The organism is Pseudomonas fluorescens (assembly GCF_001307155.1).
GTDB lineage: Bacteria > Pseudomonadota > Gammaproteobacteria > Pseudomonadales > Pseudomonadaceae > Aquipseudomonas > Aquipseudomonas helvetica.
The window spans coordinates 5430756-5454280 of record NZ_CP012830.1 but is presented as its reverse complement, the minus strand read 5'-3'; the positions used below and the strand labels follow the sequence as shown (position 1 = coordinate 5454280).

15 protein-coding genes are annotated in these 23525 nt (G+C 59.6%); 4 read left to right on the top strand and 11 right to left on the bottom strand.

The annotated features are described in order from the left end of the window. Nucleotides 1–246 precede the first annotated feature (246 nt). Nucleotides 247–471 carry a YgdI/YgdR family lipoprotein gene (locus AO353_RS24745; RefSeq protein ID WP_054597322.1) on the top strand — a complete coding sequence of 75 codons (225 nt, stop codon included), beginning with the start codon at nucleotides 247–249 and terminating at the stop codon, nucleotides 469–471. 9 nt (nucleotides 472–480) lie between these two features. Here AO353_RS24745 and AO353_RS24740 read toward each other — a convergent pair whose 3' ends face one another. After that, on the bottom strand, nucleotides 481–867 hold the full coding sequence (locus AO353_RS24740) for a hypothetical protein (RefSeq protein ID WP_054597321.1): 387 nt from the start codon (nucleotides 865–867) through the stop codon (nucleotides 481–483). Between the two features lie 305 nt (nucleotides 868–1172). Here AO353_RS24740 and AO353_RS24735 point away from each other — a divergent pair, with 305 nt between their 5' ends. After that, entirely contained in the window at nucleotides 1173–1595 is a 423-nt protein-coding gene (locus tag AO353_RS24735) for a hypothetical protein (protein ID WP_054598327.1), read from the top strand. Between the two features lie 238 nt (nucleotides 1596–1833). Here the strand turns inward: AO353_RS24735 and AO353_RS24730 are convergent, their stop codons facing one another. The 9 genes from AO353_RS24730 to AO353_RS24690 form a co-directional block, all read right to left on the bottom strand. Continuing rightward, entirely contained in the window at nucleotides 1834–3687 is a 1854-nt protein-coding gene (locus tag AO353_RS24730) for a polyurethanase (RefSeq protein WP_054597320.1), read from the bottom strand. Between the two features lie 93 nt (nucleotides 3688–3780). After that, nucleotides 3781–5475: a polyurethanase gene (locus tag AO353_RS24725; protein ID WP_054597319.1), complete on the bottom strand. Its 1695-nt coding sequence runs from the start codon at nucleotides 5473–5475 to the stop codon at nucleotides 3781–3783. Nucleotides 5476–5518: 43 nt separating this feature from the next. Continuing rightward, nucleotides 5519–8614: an autotransporter serine protease gene (locus AO353_RS24720; protein WP_054597318.1), complete on the bottom strand. Its 3096-nt coding sequence runs from the start codon at nucleotides 8612–8614 to the stop codon at nucleotides 5519–5521. A gap of 411 nt (nucleotides 8615–9025) precedes the next feature. Continuing rightward, nucleotides 9026–11992, bottom strand: coding sequence for an autotransporter serine protease (locus tag AO353_RS24715; protein ID WP_054597317.1), 2967 nt, complete (start codon nucleotides 11990–11992; stop codon nucleotides 9026–9028). A gap of 69 nt (nucleotides 11993–12061) precedes the next feature. Next, complete coding sequence (locus AO353_RS24710) at nucleotides 12062–13426, bottom strand: TolC family outer membrane protein (RefSeq protein WP_054597316.1); 1365 nt, start codon at nucleotides 13424–13426, stop codon at nucleotides 12062–12064. Nucleotides 13427–13428: 2 nt separating this feature from the next. Continuing rightward, a complete protein-coding gene (locus tag AO353_RS24705) occupies nucleotides 13429–14763 on the bottom strand; it encodes an HlyD family type I secretion periplasmic adaptor subunit (protein ID WP_054597315.1) in 1335 nt (444 codons plus the stop codon). Beyond that, nucleotides 14760–16553, bottom strand: coding sequence for a type I secretion system permease/ATPase (locus AO353_RS24700; RefSeq protein ID WP_054597314.1), 1794 nt, complete (start codon nucleotides 16551–16553; stop codon nucleotides 14760–14762). The genes AO353_RS24705 and AO353_RS24700 overlap by 4 nt, the downstream gene beginning before the upstream one ends. Nucleotides 16554–16768: 215 nt before the next feature. Further along, entirely contained in the window at nucleotides 16769–17155 is a 387-nt protein-coding gene (locus AO353_RS24695) for an AprI/Inh family metalloprotease inhibitor (protein WP_054597313.1), read from the bottom strand. 103 nt (nucleotides 17156–17258) lie between these two features. Beyond that, nucleotides 17259–18683 (bottom strand): serralysin family metalloprotease, encoded by a 1425-nt coding sequence (locus AO353_RS24690; protein WP_054597312.1) that lies wholly within the window; start codon nucleotides 18681–18683, stop codon nucleotides 17259–17261. Nucleotides 18684–19508: 825 nt separating this feature from the next. Here AO353_RS24690 and AO353_RS24680 point away from each other — a divergent pair. Continuing rightward, nucleotides 19509–19781 carry a DUF1652 domain-containing protein gene (locus tag AO353_RS24680; protein WP_054597310.1) on the top strand — a complete coding sequence of 91 codons (273 nt, stop codon included), beginning with the start codon at nucleotides 19509–19511 and terminating at the stop codon, nucleotides 19779–19781. An 80-nt stretch (nucleotides 19782–19861) separates the two neighbouring features. On the opposite strand, the gene AO353_RS24675 is transcribed toward AO353_RS24680, so the two are convergent. Continuing rightward, on the bottom strand, nucleotides 19862–22336 hold the full coding sequence (locus AO353_RS24675; protein ID WP_054597309.1) for a UvrD-helicase domain-containing protein: 2475 nt from the start codon (nucleotides 22334–22336) through the stop codon (nucleotides 19862–19864). A 276-nt stretch (nucleotides 22337–22612) separates the two neighbouring features. Here AO353_RS24675 and AO353_RS24670 point away from each other — a divergent pair, with 276 nt between their 5' ends. Beyond that, nucleotides 22613–23308, top strand: coding sequence for a pirin family protein (locus AO353_RS24670; protein ID WP_054597308.1), 696 nt, complete (start codon nucleotides 22613–22615; stop codon nucleotides 23306–23308). The last annotated feature ends 217 nt before the right edge of the window (nucleotides 23309–23525 follow it).

The window sequence follows — 23525 nt, the reverse complement described above, 5'->3', positions numbered from 1 at the left end:
ATGCGTACAGATATCAGCTGAGCCCGGTGCTGGCAAACGGAAAAAGATCGGCGGCCGGTTTTGCGTAATGAAGGTCACCATGTCCGGCTCGTGTTACGGCTTAACTGATCGTCATCATTCGGTTTTCGACTTTTTCCGTCATAAACCGAACTTTCCTGGAGTGAGTGACACCAACAACGGTCGGTATCGAAATGACGCACCTGTGCGTCGAGACGATCAAAAGAATTCTGTAAGAGAGGTTTATTGATGAATATCCGTATTCTGAGCATGCCCTTGGCGATCGTCGGCTTGCTGGCATTAGGCGGTTGCGCGTCGCCAACGGTGGTGACGTTGCAGAACGGCACGCAATATTTGACCCAGGACACGCCGAAAACCAAAGGCACAGACGGTTTCATTGAGTTCAAGGACATTTCCGACGCCAAGATCAAGGTCAAGGCGGACGATGTCGCCACCATCCGCACCGGAAAATGATCGAAAGCCTCAGGGCATCTGCAATGCAGGGTCTTGCCCCGGGATACTGTTATCGCAGGAAATGACCTGCCCGCCGCGTCGCAGCAATTGCCCCCTGATGGTTTGGCAGCGCTCGTATTCCCGGGCATTCGCGTTGTCGATGCTGATATTGCCGGTCACGGGCGGTTGCTTGCCATCACCCAGGCTCAGTTTCACCCAGGGTTGTTCCGGCTGAATCTGGAAACGGCTGTTCTCGGGTTCAGGCTCGGTCTGTTCAACCTGTGCGGGTGTTGGCAGTTGATCGGCAGTTACGCCATATCGGTTCAAAATCGAGCCATGAGGCAACTCCTCGGCCATCGCGCTCGCCGATAACATCATCAGCGCTGCTGCGACTGCCTGCCTCTTGCTGTTACTCACTGTGTTCAATCTCCTGTTTCGGTTCACCGCGCCTGGTGTCTGTGTTGCTCGAAGGTGGCGCCCTCTGGAAACGTATGGCCTGCCCGGTGGTTTAATGCCATGGCAAAAAAAATACCGGGGCACACCCGCAAAATTCTAATTTACGCCTGGCTCACCGGAACATTGTGGCTATGCTTTTCAGAGTCGACGGGCGCTTTCCTGATCCCGAGGAAATGCTTTTGTCCGGTATTTGAGCCTGTCGTGTAGCGACAGGTCACCTTTTTCAATCAGAAGGAATTACCAGCGTGCAGCCCCTACAACGCCCATTGAGCGATAAGGACTTCGCGCTTCCCCTGCCCGGCTTCAAAGTGCTGGCACTGGCCCTTACCGTATTCGGGCTCAGTGCGTGCAGCAGTATCCGCGCGCACACCACCGAATACGCCGGGGCCGAGCACACAACCGCGACGTCCCCGGACTCGGTGCAAATACTGCGTACCGCGCCGACACGACCGTACACGCGGTTGGGTGAAGTGATTCTGCACACACGCACGCAGCCGGCCCCGCCCGTCAGCGAGTTCGAGCAGAGACTGCGTGAAGAAGCGGCAAAAATCGGCGGCGATGCGGTGGTGGTGATCTACGACATGACCCTACCCATTTCGGATTACGTCAGCGTCGCGCTTCCGCTGGACCGGGATCTCCATTCCGAGCAGAGACGCAAGCTCAAGGGCATCGTGATTCACTATGAATAAACGCTGAAAAGCCCGACGCGAACCGCAATGCTGTTCACTTAAGGAAGTCTGGAGGCCTGAGAAGTATCTGTGGCGAGGGAGCTTGCTCCCGCTGGGGTGCGAAGCGGCCCTGATTTGGGCCTGCTACGCAGTCCAGCGGGAGCAAGCTCCCTCGCCACAACTGCGGATGAGCCTGAAACATCGGCTTAAGTGAACAGCATTGCGACGCGAACCGAGGTTCGCGCCGGGCTTTTTAATGTCAGGCGATCACCACGCCTGAACTGGCCAGGTGATCGATCCCGATCCCGACCAGCGTCACCGAGTCATGACCGAAGCTCAGCACGGTATCGGTGCCTACGGCTTTGGCGTGGTCGCGTACGTCGTAGTTTTGCCCCACGCCTTCGACCCCGAGGAAGACCAGCTTGTCGCTGCTCTGGTAGCCAAGGATCCGGTCGTTGCCGAAGTGGCCGCTGAACAGGAAGGTGTTGCTGCCGCCTCCCGACTCCATCAGGTCATTACCGGCACCGCCGACAAACACGTCATTGCCCTTGCCGCCGATCAGATGATCATTGCCGTCCAGGCCAAACAGCCAGTCGCCAGCTGCATGCGCCGTGAGGACATTGTCTCCCGCGTCGCCCTTCACCGATGACGCGTACTGGGTCAGGTTATTGCCGACCTGCAAGCCTTTGTCGGTGACGCTATGGGTCACGTCATCCTTGAGCAAGCCCCAGAGAAACCCCGGTTCTTTACTGATGATGCTGCCGATATCGCGGGTGATGCTGATCCCGCCGTTGGCATCGCGCATGTACACAGTACCGGCGCCATCGTTGGCAAAATCGAAGTTTTTCACCGACTGCTGCAAGTCCAGCGTGTTGCTGCCCTTGCCGCCCAGCAGGATGTTGTAGCCGCCGGCATCCCTGAAGGTGTCGTTGCCATCGCCGCCCTCCAGATAGTCATTACCTTTGCCGCCCTGGATCAAATCGTCACCGTTACTGCCGATAATAAAGGTGCTGCCCTTGTGCGGCTCGGCGTTGCGGTTGAGGTCCTGAACCCAAGTGTTGCTGCGCGCCGGGTCCGACAGGTTGGCGGCGATGATCGTCGAGTCCTTGCTGGTCAGGTCATAGAATTTCGACTCCAGCACCCGGGTCATGCCATCGCCGTAACCGGTGGGCAGATGGGAAATCCAGGTCGGGACGTTGAGGATCGAAAACGGCAACACGTTCCATGCCGCCGAGGCGTAATGGTCGTTGAAGCTGACGATGTTGTTGGTTGCCGAATCCTGATGCGCATCGTGTACGCCGACCGATGCCAGGTTGAACGTTGAACCGTCCAGCGCACGGAATACCGGGTCGTTTTCGTAACCGATGTTGAGCACCTTGTCGGTACTGCTTTGGGTCGGTGACGCGTAGGCGATGTAGTTGGAATCCTTGTAGAAGCCGTTCCAGTGATCGCCGCTCAGGTCCGCCAGGCTATTGACCGCCAGCCCGCCGAGACTGTGGCCGCTGACCAGTACATCCTTGCCGCTCAGGCCATTGGCGGTGGCAAATGCGGCGACATTCTTGAGCAATGAACCAAAGGCTTCGCCGACGTAGTTCTTGGCGTAGTCCTTGGGCCCGAGCGCCGCCATCAGGTCGTTGATCACATCGCCGATGGAGTCGCTGATCTGTATTTCACGTGGGCCGCTGGTGCCGCGAAACGCGATACCGATTTCGGTGAGATGGCCTTGAACGTCGTACTTGCCGAGGATCTCGACCTGAGCACTGGTGTAACCGGCTTTCTCGCCGAAGAAGGTTCCCCGCACATCGACCTTGCCGCCATAGCCTAACTGGCTGGCAGTGATCGGGGTCCAGCCGGCCTTTTGCACGGCGTCCAGCGCGGCTTTTTCCGAATCGGGATTCCAGGGAACGCCGGGAATCACCCCTTGCGAGTCGGTGCCGCCGATCAGCGCAGTGACCAGCGTCGCCGGCAGCCCAAGGCCGAAACCATTGTGCTGATAGCCCGTGGCAAAGCCATTGTCGAGGTTGTGATAGGAGTACAGCGTGATCGCCAGCGCATCGGAAAACAGCGCTTTGGATTCGGCTGAGTTGTGGTTTTTGTAGTCATAGACACCCATGGTATTGCCTCTCTTTTGTTGAAATTGTTAGAGAAAGCTCACGCAGCTGGAACGCCCTGCAGCGCAGGGCGTTCCATTTAGTGCTTCTGTGGTTTAAGCAAATATGATCTCCGCACCCGACAGGTTATTCAGGCCGACACCCACCAGCGTCACCGCGTAGTCGCCGACCTTGAGCAGCGTGTCGTTACCCGATTGCGAAACGTGCTGGCTGTAGTCATAGCCCTGCCCTGCGCCTTGAACGCCCATGAACACCAGCTTGTCGCTGCCCTGGTAACCATTGATGGCGTCGAAGCCGAACGCGCCGCTGAACAGGAAAGTGTTGTGGCCGCCGGAGGCATACATGACGTCATTGCCCTCGCCGCCGACGAACGTCACCTGGCTCTTGTCGCTGCGCAGCACGTCGTTGCCGGATAACCCGAACAACCAGTCACCGTCAGCGGTCGCAACCAGCGAATTGCCGTAGGCATCGCCATTGAGCGAGTGGCTGTAGTGAGTCAGCTCGGTGCCGGCCAACAAACCTTTGGCGCTGACGTTGTAGGTAACGTCCTTGTTCAGCAGACCCCACATGGCCCCCGATTCCTTGCTGACCAGCGCGCCGATGTCGCGGGTCATGCTGATGCCGCCGTAGCTGTCGCGCACATACAGCGTGCCATCGCCATCGTTGGCAAAGGTGAAGTTCTTCAGCGGCTGTTGCAGGTCGAAAACGTTCTGCCCTTTGCCGCCGAGCAGGATGTTGTAGCCACCTGCGTCCCTGAAGGTGTCATTGCCGTCGCGGCCTTCAAGGAAGTCATTGCCGGCGCTGCCGCGCAGCAAATCGTTGCTGTCGGTGCCGATGATGAAGGTACTGCCGGTGTGCGTTTCACCACTGCGGCCCAGGTCTTCGATCCAGGTGCTGGCGCGCAACGACTCCGACAAGGTCGAGACGAGGATCGTCGAGTCCTTGCTGGTGAGGTCGTAGAAGCTCGAGCCGATCACCCGGTTCAGGCCGTCGGCATAGCCGAGGGAACTGTGGGCCGCCCAGTGTTGCGGGTTGGCAATGCTGAACGGGGTCATCTGGGTGGAGACGTAGTGGTCGTTGACATTGACGATGTTGTTGGTCGCCGAGTCCTGAACCTTGTCGTGCTTGTACAGCGATGAACTGGTGAAGGTGGTGCCGTCGAGCACACGAAACACCGGGTCGTTTTCGTAACCGATGTTCAACACATGGGTGCCCGCCGGGCTTTGCGTCGGCGAGGCGAAGGTCATGTAGTTGGCATCCTTGAAGTAACCGCCCCAGTGGTCGGCACTCAATTCGGCCATGCTGTTGGCCCCCAGGCCTCCGAGGCTGTGGCCGGTGATCAGCACGTCCTTGGCATTCAGGCCCTTGGCGCTGGCGAACGCGGCGACGTCCTTGAGCAAGGTGTCGAAGGCGCTTTTGGCGTAGTTCTTTGCATAATCCTTCGGGCCGATAGCGGCCAGCAGATTATTCTTCATGTCGCCGTAGGTGTCGCTGTAACCCAGGCCTCCAGTCCCGCGGAACGCGATGCCGAGGGAGATCAGCTTGCCTGCCGCGTCGTACTTGGCCAGTACTTCGGCTTCGGCGCTGGTAAAACCTTCCTGCTCGCCAAAGAAGGTGCCCTGGGCGCCGACCTTGCCTTGATAACCCAATTGCCCGGCGGTGACCGGCGTCCAGCCGGTAGCCAATGGCTTGCCAGTCGGCGTGTAGGCGTAAAGCGTCAATGCAATCGCATCGCTGTACAAGGCCTTGCTGGCCTCGCTGCCGAACTTCCTGTAATCAAAAACACCCATTTTCTTGCCTCTTCATTGCTGGTACGTGTTGCGGTTTTTCAAATCAGAACTGCCAGTCGAGGGTCAGCCCGACGCCGTGGGTCTTGTCCCGCGAGCCCAGCAGTCCGTTGTAATCCAGGTTCAGCGAGACATCGCGTGCCAACGCCAGCCCGGCGCGAACACCGACCACCGCCGCATTGCGGTCCATGGCAACGCTCTGCACGGCGAACGGCGTACTGCCGGAGGCAAACACGAGGTTTTCCTCGGCGTGGATGTTGCTCAGGTTGTGCTGCCAGCCGAGGGTCCCGGACAGGTCGAGTTGCTGATGTTCGGTGAGTGCCAGGCGTTTGCTCGCTCGCAGACCCAGTGTGGAAAGCACCGCGTCACGGGTGTCGTCGCCGCTCTTGAGCGCTGCTGCACCGCCCTTCTCGGTGAAACTGTCACTGTCCAGGTGCACGTAGGCCAGATTGGCGAACGGCTCCAGTGCCAACGGCTGCAGGTCCAGGCGATAAGCCGCCTCAGTGAACACTTGTGTGGTGTGGGCATCGCGCTTGGATTTCTGCTTGGCACTGACATCGCCGAACTGCAGGTCGCGTTTGGCATCGATGCGGTGCCAGCTGTACGCACCGCCGACGCTCAGACGCAGCGCATCCATTTCATGCCCGGCGTACAGGCCCAAGTGGTAGCTGTCGACCGTGGCGGAAGAATGGGTGCCATCGCCCATGTTCAGCGAACTGTTGCTGTAACCGGTGACGAAACCCAGGCGCGTGTGGTCGGCAATCAAACCGTCGGCCCCGGCCAGCAGACCGCCGATGGAGCTGGTGTAGTTGGCGTTGTCGTGGCCGCTGTCGGTCTTGCCCCAGGCGCCCAGTACTTTGACCCAGGCGTTGTTTTCGGCGCTGTTCGGCGTTGCGGCGTCATACAGACCACCATCGCGCAGGCGCTCACCGACGGCATCACGCAGATAGCGCGAGTCGTTGACCAGCAAGGTGCCGATCGCCGGATGAATTTCTCCGGACAATTGCTGGAAGGCTTGCTGCGCGCTCGCCGCGTTCGGCGACAACAGCAGGCTTTCATACACGGCGTTGCCCGCGCCCAGATGTTCGGCAGCGACAGCCACGGAGCGTTGATTCGGGGTTTGCCCGACGCTGGCGAAGGAGTTGCCATTGCGCTCGATCGCCAATTGCACGCCGGTCGCCGAGTAATCGAGGCTGCCACCGATAAACGCGTAGTTCGGCAACACCGCGCCGAACTGGCCCTGGATACCGCCGGCCGCTTGCAGGATGTTGTACTGATGACCGATCAGGCTGCGCACGTCGCCGGGGCTTAACAGCGTCGGGCTGTTTTCCCGCGACAGGCTCACGGTCGCGCCCTGGATCGTGGCTGTGCCACCGGCAACAATGCTGTCGCTGCTGGTCGGGGACAGCTCGACGGCATAGGTCGAGCCGGGCTCGAAGGTCACATCGCCGGCCACGTGCAAAGTGCCGATCGAGTTGCCCGGCGCAACGGTGCCGCCGCTTTTCGCGGTCAATGCGCCGACCTGCCCGGAGCCACCGAGGATGCCGCTGTCGTTGACCGTGACCGCCGACAGCAACGAACCGTTGAGGGCCAGTCGCCCCTGATTCACCAGGGTTGGCCCGGCATACGTGTTGTTGCCCGTCATCACCAGCGTGCCGATGCCCTGCTTGGTCAAGCCGCCGTGGCCGGAAATATCGTTGCGCCAGACGTCGAACCCGCAACTGATGTCGTTACAGATCCGCTGCGTTGGCTTGCCGGCATCGATGACCGCACCGATGCCCGGCAGGTCGGCGACAAACTGGCCGGAGCCGTAGGAGCCGGCCACCCGGAATTCCTGCGGGATGTCGGCATCGGCGACAAACATGGCCGGACCGTCGATGCCCTTGCGCAGGTTGATCATGCCCCAGCCGTACAACGAATCGATGCCCGGTGCGCCCATGTCGGTGGCGGTGGTTTTCAGCACCGTGGCGACCTGCGCGCCGGTCATGTACGGGAAACGTTCCATCAACACGGCGGTGGCGCCGGCAACGTGTGGCGCGGCCATCGAGGTGCCGTTCTTGTTGGCATAGCCCACGGTCAGGTCATCGGCGTTGGTGCCGCCGAGCACCGCGCTGTAGATCTTGGTACCCGGTGCCGACACACAAAAGCCTGCGGTATAACCGCAACGCGACGAGAAGGTGCTGATGATGTAGGGATTGGCGCTAGTGGTGTCCGGGTTCATTTGCAGCGCCGCGACCGTGACCCAGTTTGCGGCAATGTCCGGCACGAAGTAGCCCAGGCCGGCAATCGCGTCCGGGTTGTTGAGGTTGTAGTCGTTACCCGCGGCGAAGATGGTCACGATACCGCTGCGCGCCGCGTCGATGGCGCCCCGGTACGCACCGCCCTGTTTGGTGTTGAGCAGCGGCTGGATCTGATCGAACTGTGCCTGGCCGTCCTGCACGGTGAAATGCGGGAACGCCGGGTCCTTGCCGCCCTTTTTGAAGCGATCGGTGATGCCGATGCCCCAGCTGTTGTTGATGATCCGTGCGCCGCTTTCTCGTAGGCCGTCCCAGCCGGCTTTGTAGACCGCGCCGTCGTTGCCGAGAATGATCCCGTCTTCAGGTCCCGGGTCGCCGTTGTCGGCGCTGATGATTTGCGCGTTGAACGCCACACCGTGCATCGGACTGCCATCGCGGCTGCCGGCGGCAATCCCGCCGACGTGAGTACCGTGGTACCCCAGCTTGCCGTCGGAACCTATCGTCGGTGTGCCGTCATACCGAAAGGCATCTCCGGCTTTGACCGGAATGTAGGGGTCGGTGTATTCACGGATACCGCTGGTGACCAGCGTCACCACTTTGTCCACGCCGGAAAACTCCGGGTGTTTGGCGTAGACCGGTTGATCGAAGATGCCCAACTTGACGCCTTTACCGGTGTACCCGGCTGCGTAGGCATCCTGGGCGTTGATCGCGCCCAGGCCCCACTCGGCGTTGAATTCGGGACTGCGCCAGCTGTTCGGATCGCCGAGCTTGGCGCTTTCCACATAGGGCGCGGCCTGAGCGACCCCGATCGCCGCCATATAAGCGATAAAGGCTCCATTGAGAGCTTTGGCCTTGCGGCTGATGCCGATTTGCACAGGTGTGTTGTTGCGCGACTTGCCTTTCATCCAGCTACCTTCCTTAGTTGACTTGCTTGAATCCCCGCGTGTTTATCCGCACGCATCTTGTTGTGTTCCATGCTCCCCCGTAGCAGCGGCCGCAGGCCGCATTCGGCTCGGTCCGCGCTCGGGCGCAGCAGGCGTAAATCCATACCCCGCGGTGCATCAAATTCACCGAGCCGCCCGCATTGGCGAGCGCTTCGCACTCGAACGCCGGCTGCGCCAGCTGCTACAAAAGCTACGTTGCACACACAACCCTGTAGCAGCGGCCGCAGGCCGCGTTCGGCTGCGAAGCAGTCGTAAAACCATGCCCCGCGGTGCATCAGGCTCACCGAGCCGTCCGCATGGCGAGCGCTTCGCCCGAACGCGGACCGACTCGAACGCCGGCTGCGCCAGCTGCTACAAAAGCTGTAGTGTTCTTTAGAACTGCCAATTCAGGCTCAGGCCTACTCCGTGGCTGTTTTCGCCGCTGGCCAGACGGCCGTTGTAATCGAGGTTCAAACGGACGTCCTTGGCCAATGCCAGCCCTGCCTGAACCCCGATCAGCGCCGCGTTGCGCGCCAGTGGTGCGCTTTCGACGGCGAACGTCGGGCCGCCACTGGCAAACGCCAGATGGTCTTCCGATCGGGTAGCGCTCAGGTTGTGTTGCCAGCCGAGGGTGCCGGCCAGGTCGAGCTGTTGCTGACTGGAAAGGTTGATGGTTTTCAGCGCTCGCACACCCAACGTACCGAGCACCGCATCACGCGTATCGCGACCACTTTTCAGCGCTGCGGCATCGCCTTTTTCGCTGAAACCTTCAGTGTCCAGGTGCACATAGGCGAGGTTGGCGAACGGCTCCAGTGCCACGGGCAGCCGGTCCATCCGGTAGGCGGCTTCGGTGAACACTTGCGTGGTGTTGGCGTCGACCTTGGCTTTCTGCTTGGCGCTGACTTCGCCGTAGTGCAGGTCGCGCTTGATGTCTGCCCGGTGCCAGCTGTAAGACCCGCCAAGACTCAGACGCCACGCGCCCAGTTCGCGTCCGGCGTAAGCGCCCAGGTGGTAACTGTCGACCTGCGCCCGCGAGTGGGTGCCGCTGTCCAGGTTCAGCGAGCTGTCGCTGTAGCCCGTGACGAATCCCAGACGAGTGTCTTCGTCGAGCAAGCCGTCGACCCCAGCCAGCAAGCCGCCAATCGAGGTGGTCGAACCCGCCGCGTCATTGCGCGTATCGGTCTTGCCCCAGGCGCCCAGCGCCTTGACCCAACCGCTACCGCCCGTTGCCGGATCGGCCTGCAAACGCTCGGTCACCGCATCACGCAGGTAGCGGCCGTCGTTGATCAGCAAGGTGTCGAGCGCCGGATAGATTTCTCCGGACAACTGCTGGAACGCCTGTTGGGCAGACGCTGCCGATGGCGACAGCAAGAGGCTTTCGTAAACCGGATTGCCGGTGCCCAACTGCTCGACGGCAGCAGCCACGGAACGTTGATTCGGGGTTTGCCCAACACTGGCGAACGACGTGCCGTTGCGTTGAATCGCCAGCTGCACGCCCGTCGCCGAGTAGTCGAGAATGCCGCCGATGAACAGATAGTTCGGCACCACCGCAGCGAATTGCCCCTGAATACCGCCCGCCGCTTGCAGGATGTTGTACTGGTGACCCAGCAGGCTTTCGACCTGGCTGGCACTTAACAGTGTCGGGCTGTTTTCCAGCGCAAGGCTGACGGTGGCACCAGTAACGGTCGCCGTGCCGCTGGCAACAATGCGGTCGCTGCGGGTCGGCGACAGCTCCACCGCATAGGTCGAACCGGGGGCCAGCGTCACATCACCGCTGACCTGCAAGGTGCCGATCGAATTGCCCGGCGCGACGGTTGCGCCGCGGTTGGCGATCAATCCACCGACTCGCCCGGAGCCACCCAGGGTGCCGCTGTCATTGACCGTCACCGCCGAACTCAGCGACCCATTGACCGTCAACAGCCCGCCATCCACCGTGGTCGAACCTCGATAGCTGTTGTTCCCGGCCAGTATCAACTGACCCGCACCGGATTTGATCAGGCTGCCTTCATACAGTCGTGTCGCGGCAGCCGCATCGCGCGCCGTACCCACCGCATAATCGGTCTGGTCCTGCTGACTGGCATTGGCCGCGACACCGTTTTCCCAGCCTTTGTCTTTCAAGGTCTGTTGCCAGGCGCTGTGTTCGGCGGCATCTTCGCTCTGACGCTGGATCAGCGCCTTGTCCGAGATGTCGTTGCTCCACACATCACGTTGACCGGCGGCAAGACTGGCGTCGAATGGACCGAGCAATTGCCCCGGCCCTCTCATCGCCCGCGCAAGGTCGGGCACGCCCCAACCGACCCGAGCGGTCGGCGCGTCGGTGATCGAACCGTCAAGCTGGGTGGCTGTGGTCAGCAACACCTGCAAGGCTTGCTGGTTGTTCATGTACGGATAGCGTTCCATCACCAGCGCCAAGGCCCCGGTTGCATGGGGCGCCGCCATCGACGTGCCGTTGTAACTGGCATAACCGCCACCGACGATGGTGCTGTAGATCTGCGCGCCCGGCGTGCTGATACACCAGTACTTGGCGATCCCGCACTGGTTGTATTTTTGCTGGTTGTTTTTATCCAGCCCCGAGACCGCCAGCCAGTGGCCTTCCAGGTCCGGCTCGAAATACGGCAGGCTCGCACGCACGCTGGCGTTGGCGTACCCGCTGTTGCCGGCGCTGAACACGTTGATCACGCCGCGACGCGAGACATCAGCGGCCGCATCGATCCAGGTGTTGCGGTTCCAGTGCTGGGCATAGGCGGCGTGCAGACTGTCAATCGTCTTGTAGTCGACATCCTTGGGCTGGCTGCCCCAGCTGTTGTTGATTACCCGCACGCCAGCATCGGCCAAGGCGTCATAGGCCGCCTTGAAATACTTCGGGTCGGGGCCGGGGCCAAACAGGAAGCTGTCGTTCTGATTGGTATTGGCGACGTACACATCCGCGTTGAACGCCACGCCGTGCATGCCGACACCGTCACGCGCAGCGCCCATGGTGCCGGTGACATGGGTGCCGTGGGAGTCGTTGTTGGCGTTGTGAATGCCGCTGACACTGAACGGTGTGCCGTTGAGGTCGTTGCCGGTGGCCGTGACCGCATGAAAGCGTGCGGCTTCGGGATGGTTCGGATCAAAACCCGAGTCCAGCGCGCCGATCTTCACCCCTTTACCGGTGAATCCTGCGGCGTAGGCTTCATTCGCCTTCAGGCGATCCAGGCCCCAGTCGCGCTGGTACTCAGCGGTGCGCCAACTGGCGGGATCCCCCACTTGCCCCGGATCGAGATAAGCCGCCTGAACTGCAGCAGGCAGCGCGGCGACGAGCAACAACAATGAGCCGGTGGTGATCGGCTGGGCACGATTACGACGTACGTCCGTGTTCATAAATACTCGCTTTCCTGGCGTTATTAGACTTGTAGTCCCCTATCCCGGGGCGGTGCAGCGGTGTGGCGTTTATCGGGTGGTCTTACGCGCGCCGAAGGCTTCATCGACCTTGGCCAGGTCCTCCTCGCGCAAGTTGCCGGCGTAGTAATGCAACTTGGTCCAGGCCATTAAATAGTCATAACGGGCCTGGGCCAGGTCTCGGCGTGTGGTGTAGAGCTGCTGTTCGGCGTTCAGTGCATCAAGGTTGACCCGCTCGCCACCGAGGATGCTTTGCCTGGTCGAGACCACCAGCGCTTCGGCCGAGGTCAGGGCCTTTTGATAGGCGCGCAACTTGCTGACCCCTGACAGGCAGGCGCTGAACTGGCGCCGCAGCTCGATCAGGGTTTCGCGGGTTTTCGAGTCCAGGTCGTATTCGGCCTGCTCCATCGAGCGACTGGCCTGACGCGTCGACGCCGACACCCCGCCGCCGGCATACAACGGCACGCTGATCTCGATACCGATGGTGTTGGTGTCGTAACGCTGGTTGTAGGTGTTGCCGCTTTCCGACTCGTTCTTGCGTGCCGTCGCATAGGCGCTGACCCTGGGCAGGTGCCCGGCGCGATTGCGCTCCACTTCGAACCGCGCCACTTCCACCGCCTGACGCTGGGAAGCGAGGTTCGGGTTGTTGCTCAGTGCGAGCTCATGCCAGCTGTCGAAATTGGCCGGTTGCAAGGAGAACGACTCAAAGGACTCGCTCAACGGCTCGAGGTCCTTGATATCGATATCCCGCGTACCGATCAGCGCGCCCAGCTCACGCAAGGAAGCGTCTTGCTCGTCGCGGGCCTCGATTTCTTCGGCGGTCGCCAGTTCGTAACGCGATTCCGCTTCGAGAATATCGGTGCGGGTGCCCTCGCCCTGACGGAACATCTGTTCGTTCTGCTGGAACTGTTGCTCGAAGGCTTTTTTCTTCGCTTGCGCGATGTCGATCTGATCCTGGGCAAACAGCGCCTGGGTGTAATAGGTCAGCACCCGGACCAGCAGTTCCTGGCTCTTGCCGCGAAAGTTTTCATCGGCGAACAGCGATTGCGCCACGCCCTTGCGATACGCCGCGTACGCCTCGTAGTCGAACAGCGGCTGTTGCAAGGTAAACGTCGAGCCATAGCTGTTGTAGTTGCGGTCTTCGGTCTGGTTGCGGCGGCGCTCGTCCAGGGACGTGGCCTTGGAGTTGTTGCGGCCCTTGTTGTAGTTGTACGACAGTTTTGGCAGCAGGCCGGCGCGACCGATCGTGCGGTTTTCCAGGCCGGCGTCGCGTTCCTTGATGGCGCCGAGGAATATCGGATCATTGCGCAGCGCCTGTTCGTACACCTCAAATGGCCCCATGGCGTAAACGTTGGTGCAGACCAGCAATGCAATAGCGGTCCCGAGAATGGAATGCTTGCTCATACGACGGAACATCCTTATTCCTCGGTCAATGCGGAGCCTGCCCGGTCGAGCAGAGGTTTGAACAGATAGTTGAGGAGTGAGCGTTCGCCGGTGCGCACGAACATCTCGGCTGGCATGCCCGGCTTGATCACCAGACCGTTGAGTTTCTCCATGGCGACATCGCTGACGCTGCTGCGCAGCACGTAGTACGGCACGCCGGTTTTCTCGTCGACCATCTGGTCGGCGGAAATCAGGCTGACTTCGCCCGGTACCCGCGGGGTCTTGCTCTGGTTGAAGGCGGTAAACAGGATGTCCACCGGCAAGTGGCTACCGACCTTGTCGATCAGGTTCACCGGCAAATGCCCCTCGACCTCCAGACGCGTGCCTTGAGGCACGATTTCCAGCAAGGTTTCGCCCGGACGAATCACTGCGCCTTCGGTGTGCACGCCGAGATTGACGGCGATGCCGTCGGCCGGCGCGACGATTTCACTCTGTTGCAGATTAAAACCGGCCGAGGTCAGTTGCTGCTCGAGGGTCAGGCTCTTGAGCTGCGCGTCCGCCAACTGGCTGCGTACCTCTTTCTGGTATTCCTCGCTGTGCTGTTGCAGCTTCAAGCGCGTTTCAAGAATGCCCTGCTCCACTCGCCCGCTTTCGCCGCTGTTCTGCGCCAGCTGCTGTTGCACCTGCGAGAGCTGACGCTGGAATTCCATCAGCCGGTTGCGCGGGATGTAACCGTTGTCCGCCAGGGGTTGCAGGTTGGTCAGTTGCTGGCGCAGGGATTCAGCCTGCGCGGTCAGGTCGGTGCGCGCCCGGCGCATCCCGGCCAATTGCGCTGTGGCGCCTTCGATGTTGGCGCGCAGCCCGGCCTGCTCACGATCAAACGCTTCGCGGCGGCTGCTGAACAGTTGCCGCTGGCCCTCCAGCACCAACGCCAGACGCGGGTCGGGGTCGTTGCTCAGCTCGGCGGGGAAACTCACCTGCTTGAGGTTGTCACGCTCGCTCTGCCACCGGGCCAGGCTGGCCCAGGCCATGCGGTATTGGGCTTGCAAGGATTGCACATCGGCTTCGACCTGCGTCTGGTCGAGGCGAAACAACGGCTGGCCTTGCTTCACCGCCTCGCCTTCACGCACCAGAATCCGGCTGAGCACCCCGCCACTCATCGATTGCACAGCCTTGCGCTTGCCGGACACCACCACCGTGCCCTGCACCGGAATCCCCTGATCGAGGGGCGCCAGGCTGGCCCAGAGAAAAAAGCTGCCGGCGCCGACCACGGCGAGTATCCAGCCCAAGCGGGTAAAATAACCGGCGCCGCGTTCAGGGCGCTCCGGTGCGTAACCTTGTTCGATTGTCATGCCGCTGTCCTTGCTCATACACCGCTGCTCTTGGTCGAGGCCTGATACTGGCGGCTCATGCTGAGCCCGGCCGGTGCTGCGACGGTTTTTTCCCGTGGCTGTTCCTGTTGTGCGCCAGACTGCTGTGCGCCAGACAGCGCCTTGAGCACTTCCTGGCTCGGTCCGAAGGCTTGCAGGCGGCCTTCGTTGAGCACCAGCAACTTGTCGGCCTGGGCCAGCGCTGAGGAACGGTGGGTCACCAGAATCACGCTGGTGCCTTGGGCTTTCATCTGCGCGATGGCACTGGCCAACGCTGCCTCACCAACGGTGTCGAGGTTCGAATTCGGCTCATCGAGCACCACCAGGCTTGGCTTGCCATACAGCGCTCGGGCCAGGGCCACGCGCTGTTTCTGGCCGCCGGACAAACCGCTGCCATCCTCGCCCAGCACGGTGTCGTAACCCTGTGGCAGGCGCAGGATCATCTCGTGCACACCGGCCTGCTGCGCGGCCTCGACCACCTTCTGCGGGTCGGCTTCGCGAAAGCGCGCAATGTTCTCGGCGACACTGCCGCTGAACAGTTCGATGTCCTGTGGCAGGTAGCCGATGTAGGGGCCGAGGTCATCGCGGTTCCAGCGATGGATGTCCGCACCGTCCAGCCGCACAGTGCCGGCCAGGGTTGGCCAGACACCTACCAGCACCCGCGCCAGGGTCGACTTGCCGGAGCCGGACGCACCGAGCACACCCAGCACCTCGCCGGCCCCAAGGTTGAAATTCACCATGTGCAAGGTCGCCGCGCGCTTGCCCGGTGGGCCGGCGCTGACCTGTTCGAAGGTCACCTGGCCCTTGGGCGCGGGCAACTCCATAGCGTCTTCATTTGGAGGGAACTCTTGCAGCAAAGCGTCCAGCCGTCGGTAGGCCAGCTTCGCCCCGCTCCATTGCTTCCAGACAGCAATCAACTGATCGATCGGGCTCAGCACCCGGCCCATCAGGATGGAACCGGCGATCATCATCCCGGCGGTCATGTCGCCCTTGATCACCAGCAAGGCGCCCAACCCCAGCACCAACGATTGCAGGCACAGACGCAGGGTCTTGCTCAAGGAGCTGATGACCGCACCGGTATCGCTGGCCTGGTTCTGCAAGCCGAGAAAACGTGAATGCACCTGGAACCAGCGTTTGCGCAACACCCCAAGCATGCCCATCGCCTGGATGGTCTCGGCGTTATGCAGGTGACTGGTGGCCAGTTGCGTGGACCGCTGCGAATAACCGCCAGCTTCACCCAAGGGCTTTTTGGTGATCGCCTCATTGAGGAACGCCAGACCGATCAACAGCACCGCGCCGACGGTAGCGAACACCCCCAGCCAGACGTTGAACAGATAAATCACGAACAGGTAGACCGGAAACCACGGTGCATCGAAGAACGCAAACAGCGCAGGTCCCGTGACGAACTGGCGAATGTGGGTCAGATCGCCCAACGATTGGCCGGCGTTGCCCTCGCCCTTGAACAGGTTGCGCTCGAATGCGGCCTGATAGACTCGCAGATTGAAACGTCGCTCCAGTTGGCTGCCGATGCGAATCACGATGAAGCTGCGCACGGTCTCCAGCAAACCGATAAACGCAAAAAAGCCCACCACCATCAGCGACAGCATGACCAGCGTGGTTTCATTCTGCGAGGAGAGTACCCGGTCATAGACCTGGAGCATGTAAATCGACGGCACTAACATCAGTACGTTAATCAAAGCGGTGAAACAACCGATGCTGATCAAAATACTTTTATAGTCGCCCAGCGCCTTCAATAGCGGTGCAGTGGGAGTGGTCTTCGCCATTCTCATTGATCTTCCCTGAGCTGATAGCCCGCGCGGTAGTTCGACACGGTTCCAATAAACTGCCCCCACTCTGGCGGGGGCATGCTTTTAATAATGCAACTGACAAGCGAACGAACTCTATGTCATGACGATATAGAGTTCAGGTTATTTACCGGTCAGCAAAAAACTGTGAGGGAGTCGTTATTCCATGACTGGAAAAGACTCGACTTACTCTGGTGTTCTTAGTCTGAAGCGCGTTGCAGGACAATCTGCGGATCAGAGTGTTTGGTACTTTCGTAGCGCCCTTCCTGCTGTCGGCCAAGATGAATAATTCTTGAACCTTCTTTACCGGTCAGCGATATACCGTCGGGTTCCGGGAACCAACCGACAGGTGTTTCACTCAGCCAACCGGCGAGGCATTGAATATCGCCCGCCAATGTTTGATTTTGCACAAGTTCCAGTGAACAGGTGTTCTGCGGCTGTGCCGTCAGGTAAACCTGCCATTGCCCGGCCAGTTCTGACGGGTCCGCTAATCTCAGGCTGCTTGCCATGACTACATCTCCAGAAAACATCATCAGCGTGGCAATCAGCCACGCCATTGCCCTGTAGGTAAAGGCGTTATGGGTCATAAGGTGCTTCGTTCCAGGTTGTAGCCTATGCAGGCTCGCCTACTGCAGCGGCGCTGGCAAGGACAAAGGGCAGCGCAGATGCGCTGCCCCCATAGTCATCGACTCAGGCCACGATGTCCGTGGTAGCTGCCTGGCCAACGGTGGTGACCAGGAAGTCAGCTACGCCGTGCCCGGAGAAGTCGATGGCAAGGCTGCTGCCACCGGAGATCGAGCTCAATACCGCGTCGCCCGCTGCACCGGTGAACGAATTCACGAAGTGCAGGCCTGCGCCGTTGGTAATGGCACTCAGGTCGATTTTGTCCAGACCGCTGGTGAAATCCAGAATCTGATCGGCCGCACCCGGCTTGGAGTCGGAGCTTGCTGCAAACACGAAGGTGTCGGAACCGCTGCCACCCCAGAGTTTGTCCGCGCCACCGGCACCGTAGATGATGTCGCTGCCGGCACCGCCCTTGAGCTCGTTGGCGACGCTGTTACCGATCAGCAGATCGTTACCCGAACCGCCGATGGCGTTCTCGATGGTCACACCCTTGGCAATGGAAACGTTACCTACCATGCCGCCAACGTCGGAGAACGAAGCCCCATTGAGGTTGATCTTCTGGTTTTGGGTAAAGCCGGAGAAATCCAGGGTGTCCTTGCCGCCCGCGTCCCACACCGAGAACACGACTTTGTCCGACGACGAGGTCGCGCTGTAGAAATCGCGGCCGGCGTTGGAGTTGAAGCCATAGGTGGTGTCACCGGTACGGGTGCTCATGTTGGCGCCGTAGAGCTTCTGCACCGCAGCAATATCGTCCATCAACGGACCGGACGAATAAGCCTCGACGCCGCCTTTGCTGAAGTTCTGGTTAGTGTTGCTTTCACTCCAGTAACTCATCAGGCTGTAGCCGCGCGTGTCCTGACCATAGACGGCGTCGTTGTAAGACGGAGTGCCTTCGCCGGCGTTGTAGTCGCCTGGGTGGGACAGACCGAGGGTATGCCCGATTTCGTGAGTCAGGGTCTGACGACCGTAATTGTTCACGCCCGGGGTCTTGTTGACGTTGTAGCCACTGCCGGTCAGGTACCACGACTGGCCGTCATAGCCAGGCTCGCTGCCAGGCAGGAAGGCAAACGCGGCCGCACCTTCCTGGCCGCCACTGTAGTTGCCGAAAGTCATGTGACCGTCACCGCCCTTGGCGGCTTCAGTGAAGGTGACATTGGCAACGTCGCCCCAGGATTGCATGGCGAGCACGGCCTGAGATTTCTGCAAGGCACTGAACTGACTGAAACCAGTAACACCCAGGCCGCTGAAATTCGACGTCGGAGCCGTCAGAAACGTGTAGGTGAGTTCGATCTTGCCGCTGCCGTTGAGATCGTGCCAAGCATAGCCATCTCGCAACAGCTGAGTTGCGGCTTGATCTACCGAGTAGGAGGGTTTGCCATTGACCGTAAGATTGCCGCCACGGTCATACTGATGGCTGAAACTATCGATCTGCGACCAGGCGCTACTTGTGGCAGCCAGTGAGTCAATAGCGTTCACTTTTACTTTCGACATAAACACACTTCCTTGTTTAGCAATGGAACAGTTTTTGTCAGACAGCGACAATCTCTGGCGAGATCGTCCTATCACTCGCCCAATGAAGGCGTAAGAAAGCTGACACATTTCGAAATCAAACGTCTACTACTTTTTTGACGTCAAATTGAACTGCTCCACAAAACTCCCGAAAACAATGACCGGCGGGTCGAAATAATCTTTGTAGTTCAATCCCCTTGATGGATTGTCGGACAATGATCTATTTAAATATTAAATAACAGTACAGTTGTATTTGATTGCTACGTCGCAGTTTTATGTGGCTTTGCGCCATCTAGTTGCATTCAAAACGCACTGTAAACGTTCGGCTTAAAGTGCATTAACCTAAATATCGCAGCCTTCGGCAGCGCCTATAGGTAAACACCGATGCAGGCGCTGCCGAAGGCTGCGATATTTTGATCTTTGGCTCTCGCCCCCGCACGGAATTTACCCCCTCAACTCCCCGTCCGAATCTTGTTCCCCAACCGTGTACGAACCCGGTCGATGTTCAGCGGGATGGACAAACAGCTTGTCGATCATTTCCCGGCTCGGATACACCTTGGTGCCGTAGACGTCATAGCTGAAACCGACGCCAGTTGACGCAACGAGCATCAGCGGCGCTCCGCCCGATGCCCTACAAAACATGATCCAGATCAATGACAGCGCTTCAATCGCCAAACGGCCTTAAAGATTTCACGGTCCTTTCACCAACGAGTGCTATTTTTAAAATTCAAACGGTTGGGCCAATGAGGGCCCATCCCTCCTAAACACGGGCTAACGGACGCGCTCGATGAACAAGGCGGGCAGCACATGAATAGAGTGTCGTTGAGCAAGGTTACGTTTCCAAACGCCTGCCAGCTGATGCGCTGGTATTTTCATCCCATGGGATTCGAGGCGAGCATGGATGCCCCGGACAGCATGATTGCCCGGTTGTTTGATCGTGCCAGTGGCGAGACCATGATCGCCATTGCCGGAATTCCCTGCGCTACCGTGATGAACGCCGCCGATGTCGAGCGAATAATCGAAGCGGTGGAGGATGAGCTTGAAGCCTTTGCTCCTCCTGCCCTGAAAAGTGCTTCTTGAGCCGCACCCTTGAGATCAAAGCCCACGCAGCGTGGGCTTTTTCATGTTCGAAGGTATTCCAGGTTTCTGCACCTGCCTGTTCAGACCGACTGCTTGCCAACGCGCTGATCGGCGAAGAAAGGCTTGCCCTGCGCGATCCTGTCGGATGCCTTGGGCATATTGACCGATTGATTGTCCTGGCCATCGACGTACCAATAGCAGTGCTTCACTGCCCGGGTGATGCCGACGTAAGCCAACCGCAGAATTTCGTCTTTCTGCGCACTGTCATAAGGCTCCGCGTCGCCGTCCTTGCCCAGCCCGGCCATGCGATAGACCTGATTCTTGTACGGTGAACTGGTCAGGTGCTGGCAATCGCCGAGCAGGAACACCGCGTCTGCCTGAAGCCCCTTGGCACTGTGATAGGTCAACTGCTTGAGCCGTCGAGCCTCGAATGGCAAGCTAGAATCAGCATTAACTACAGGTGAAATATGCTCTTCAATCAATGACTTATCGCTACTTTTTCGATACAGCATCAAGATTGAATCACCGTTTCGATAGTGTTCCATCAGACGCTTGGCCATGGCCGAATCATCCCGATCATGGACGTTGACCGGCAGCAGTTCCCCCGGCTCGCCACTGGCCTTGGCTTTTTTGCCGGGAATCGCCGGTGCGGCGCGCACGATATGCTCGGCAGCGTCGATGATGTGCTGATGGCTGCGGTAGTTTTCGCTGAGCATTACCCGCGTGGTAGCGGGTGACGCAAACTCCTTGTTGAACTCCATGAAGTATTTCGGCGAACTGCCGCGCCAGCCATAGATCGACTGCCAGTCGTCGCCGACACACAGCAGCGACGAGCGTTGCGCCCCGCGCCCGATGTGCATGGCCGGACCACGGCTGCGGATTTCCATCAGGGTTGCACGAATCCAGGAGACGATTTGCGGGGAAACGTCCTGAAATTCATCGATCATCAAATGCGACATCGGTCGCAGCAACTCATCGCTCAGCAGCTTGAGGTTTTCTGGCGAATGCTCACTGAACAAGGCGAACATCCGGTTGTAGGTCATCACCGGCGGCGACTGATCCAGCAGGTGATCCTCCAGGGCTCGCCAGTACAGGCTGAGCGCTTCAAAGAACAAACGGTCCGGATCGTCCTTGGCGAAACTCATCTGGCCCACGGCAGCCGGAACATCCAGCCCGAGGTTTTCGATAAAGCTGGCCGCCGCGACAAAACAATCGAGCAGTGGCGCGGAGCCGAGTTCGCCCTTGACCTTGTAATCGAACCCCGGCCCGGCGCTGGCATCCCCTGCCAGTGTGGCTAATACGCGCTTTGAAGATTCGTAGCTATCCAGCCAAATCAAAGGCTTACGGCAGAAAGCTTGAAACAGGGTGCGTTTGACTGCCCATTCGGCGCGAACCGTCAGTTTGGCGTTGGGACGGCTGACTTGCGGGTTTTCACGAGGGTCGAAGCCCAGCACGACCCAAGCGTTGAGGGTCGGGATGTAACCGTGACAGTGGAAGGTCGAACCGTTGATCTCGAATGCCTGGCGGCTCGGCTCAATGCCCTTGATCGGCCAGGCGCCTGCGCGGATCCATAGATCTTCGACGACATCACAGAGTTCTTCATCGCGCTTGGCCGCCAACTCGGTCACCGCCATGCGCTTTTGCACATCCGGGTGATCGCGTTCCAGCTCCTTGAGCTGCAAGGCGTGACGGGACAGCGGCGTAATCAGTTCGCGAAAGCGCTCGCTTTGAGTAAACAGCCGGTGAAAACAGGCATTGAGCTGTTGGCGCTGAGTGTCGTTGATCCGCAGATCGAACGGGTTGCTGTCGACCTCGGCGTCATCGAGCAGCGAACGGCCATTAAGGTTTTCGAAAGCCTGCAGCCGCTCGAATCCCGGCAGGCTACGGACCATCGGCAGAATGCGTGAGTGGAAGGTTCGCACCAGGTCGCGGGCGTCTTTCTGAGAGAGCGCTCGGCCCCACACGGCAAACAGCCCGATCAGTTTGTTGATGAAGTCCTTGCGCGATTCCCGGGTGAAGGTCACCACAGTCAACGAATCGAGTTCAAACCCCAGGTAATGGGTCAGCAGTAAAATGCGCAGCGCCAGGGTTGTCGACTTACCGGCGCCCGCCCCGGCAATCACCGAGGTCGAGGGGGTGTCGCTGAAGATCATCTTCCACTGGGCGGCGCTCGGCTGCGCCGACTCCGGCAACAAGCGGGCGACATCGGCCTTCATGCGTTTCTTGATCTCGGCACTCAGGGGCAGCCGCCAGTCGTCGAACAGATTTTCATCAATGCGCGGCGCCGGATGCTCGGTGGATCGGCTGTCGCGAATCAGCAGCACCTGACGGCCTTCTTCTATTCCGTCCAGCTTGCCTTCCTTGTAGCCGTAGTCGACGCCCGCGCTATGACCGCTGCGAAAGCCGTCAGCCTGGCCATGCAGCCAGGACGCCCGGTGCTGCGCGCGCAGACGATTGAGGCCGTGGCCAAAAAAACGCGCGGCCAGGCGTTTGAGCAACGGCATCTCGGCCAGGGGCAAAAGCTCGGAAGGAAGATCGGGATTGTGACGCGGCACGCTGACTCCAGGGTGTGAGGCTGTTGCAGGCTATGGTGTCTTCATTTGCCGGCGAGTTCTAGTCAAATGCTTATCCATCATTGGTTTAAGCGATGAAGTGAATGCTGAAACGTAGAATATAGCCTTTAATTAACATCTAATAATCTGATTGGATTAAGGCATTTTTTACGCTTTTTATCGATTGTTAACTGATAGATGATGCTTGCCATCAACCACCGGTTCTCGTTTTGCGGCTCAAGCGTTCCGCCCCATGACGAACCTTTTCAGGAGACGATCATGCTTGAACTCAGACCCTTCAATTCCCTGGGCGGCGCCCACCATGGCTGGTTGGATGCCCATCATCACTTTTCGTTCGCCGAGTACCATGACCCCAAGCGCATGAACTGGGGCAACCTGCGAGTCTGGAACGACGATGTGATTGCGCCGGGCACCGGATTCCCGAAACACCCGCATCGGGACATGGAAATCATCACCTACGTTCGCGAAGGTGCGATCAGCCATGAAGACAACCTGGGTAACAAGGGCCGCACCGAGGCTGGTGATGTACAGGTCATGAGCGCCGGCACCGGGATTGCTCACAGCGAATACAATCTGGAATCGACGGCAACGAAGATTTTCCAGATCTGGATCATCCCGAATGAAACCGGGCTGGCGCCGTCCTGGGGTGCCAAACCGTTTCCCCAAGGTCAGCGCGAAGGTTTCGTGACCCTCGCCAGCGGCAAGGCCGGCGACGACCAAAGCCTGCGGATCCGTGCTGATGCAAGGTTGGTGGCTGCGAACCTGAAGGCTGGCGAAACCGCCGAGTATCGACTGGACAACGGTCGCCGGGCGTACCTGGTGCCTGCCACTGGAGTCATTGAAGTCAATGGCTTGCGTGCACAAGCTCGAGACGGTGTAGCGGTTGCGCAGGAGCAGGTGCTGCGGGTGACTGCCATTGAGGACAGTGAAATCGTGTTGGTGGACCTGGCTTGATACGCTGAAAGCCAGATGCAAACAGGGGTGACCATTGAGGTCACCCCTTTTTTTCGGCAGTGTCCCATCCTGAATAAGGTTTACACCTGTTTCAGGACTAGACACTGTAAATGTGGCGAGGGAGCTTGCTCCCGTTGGGTTGCGAAGCGACCCTAAAATTAGCCACCGCGAGTATTCAGATGGAATACGATTACCGGATTACGACCGCTTCGCGGCC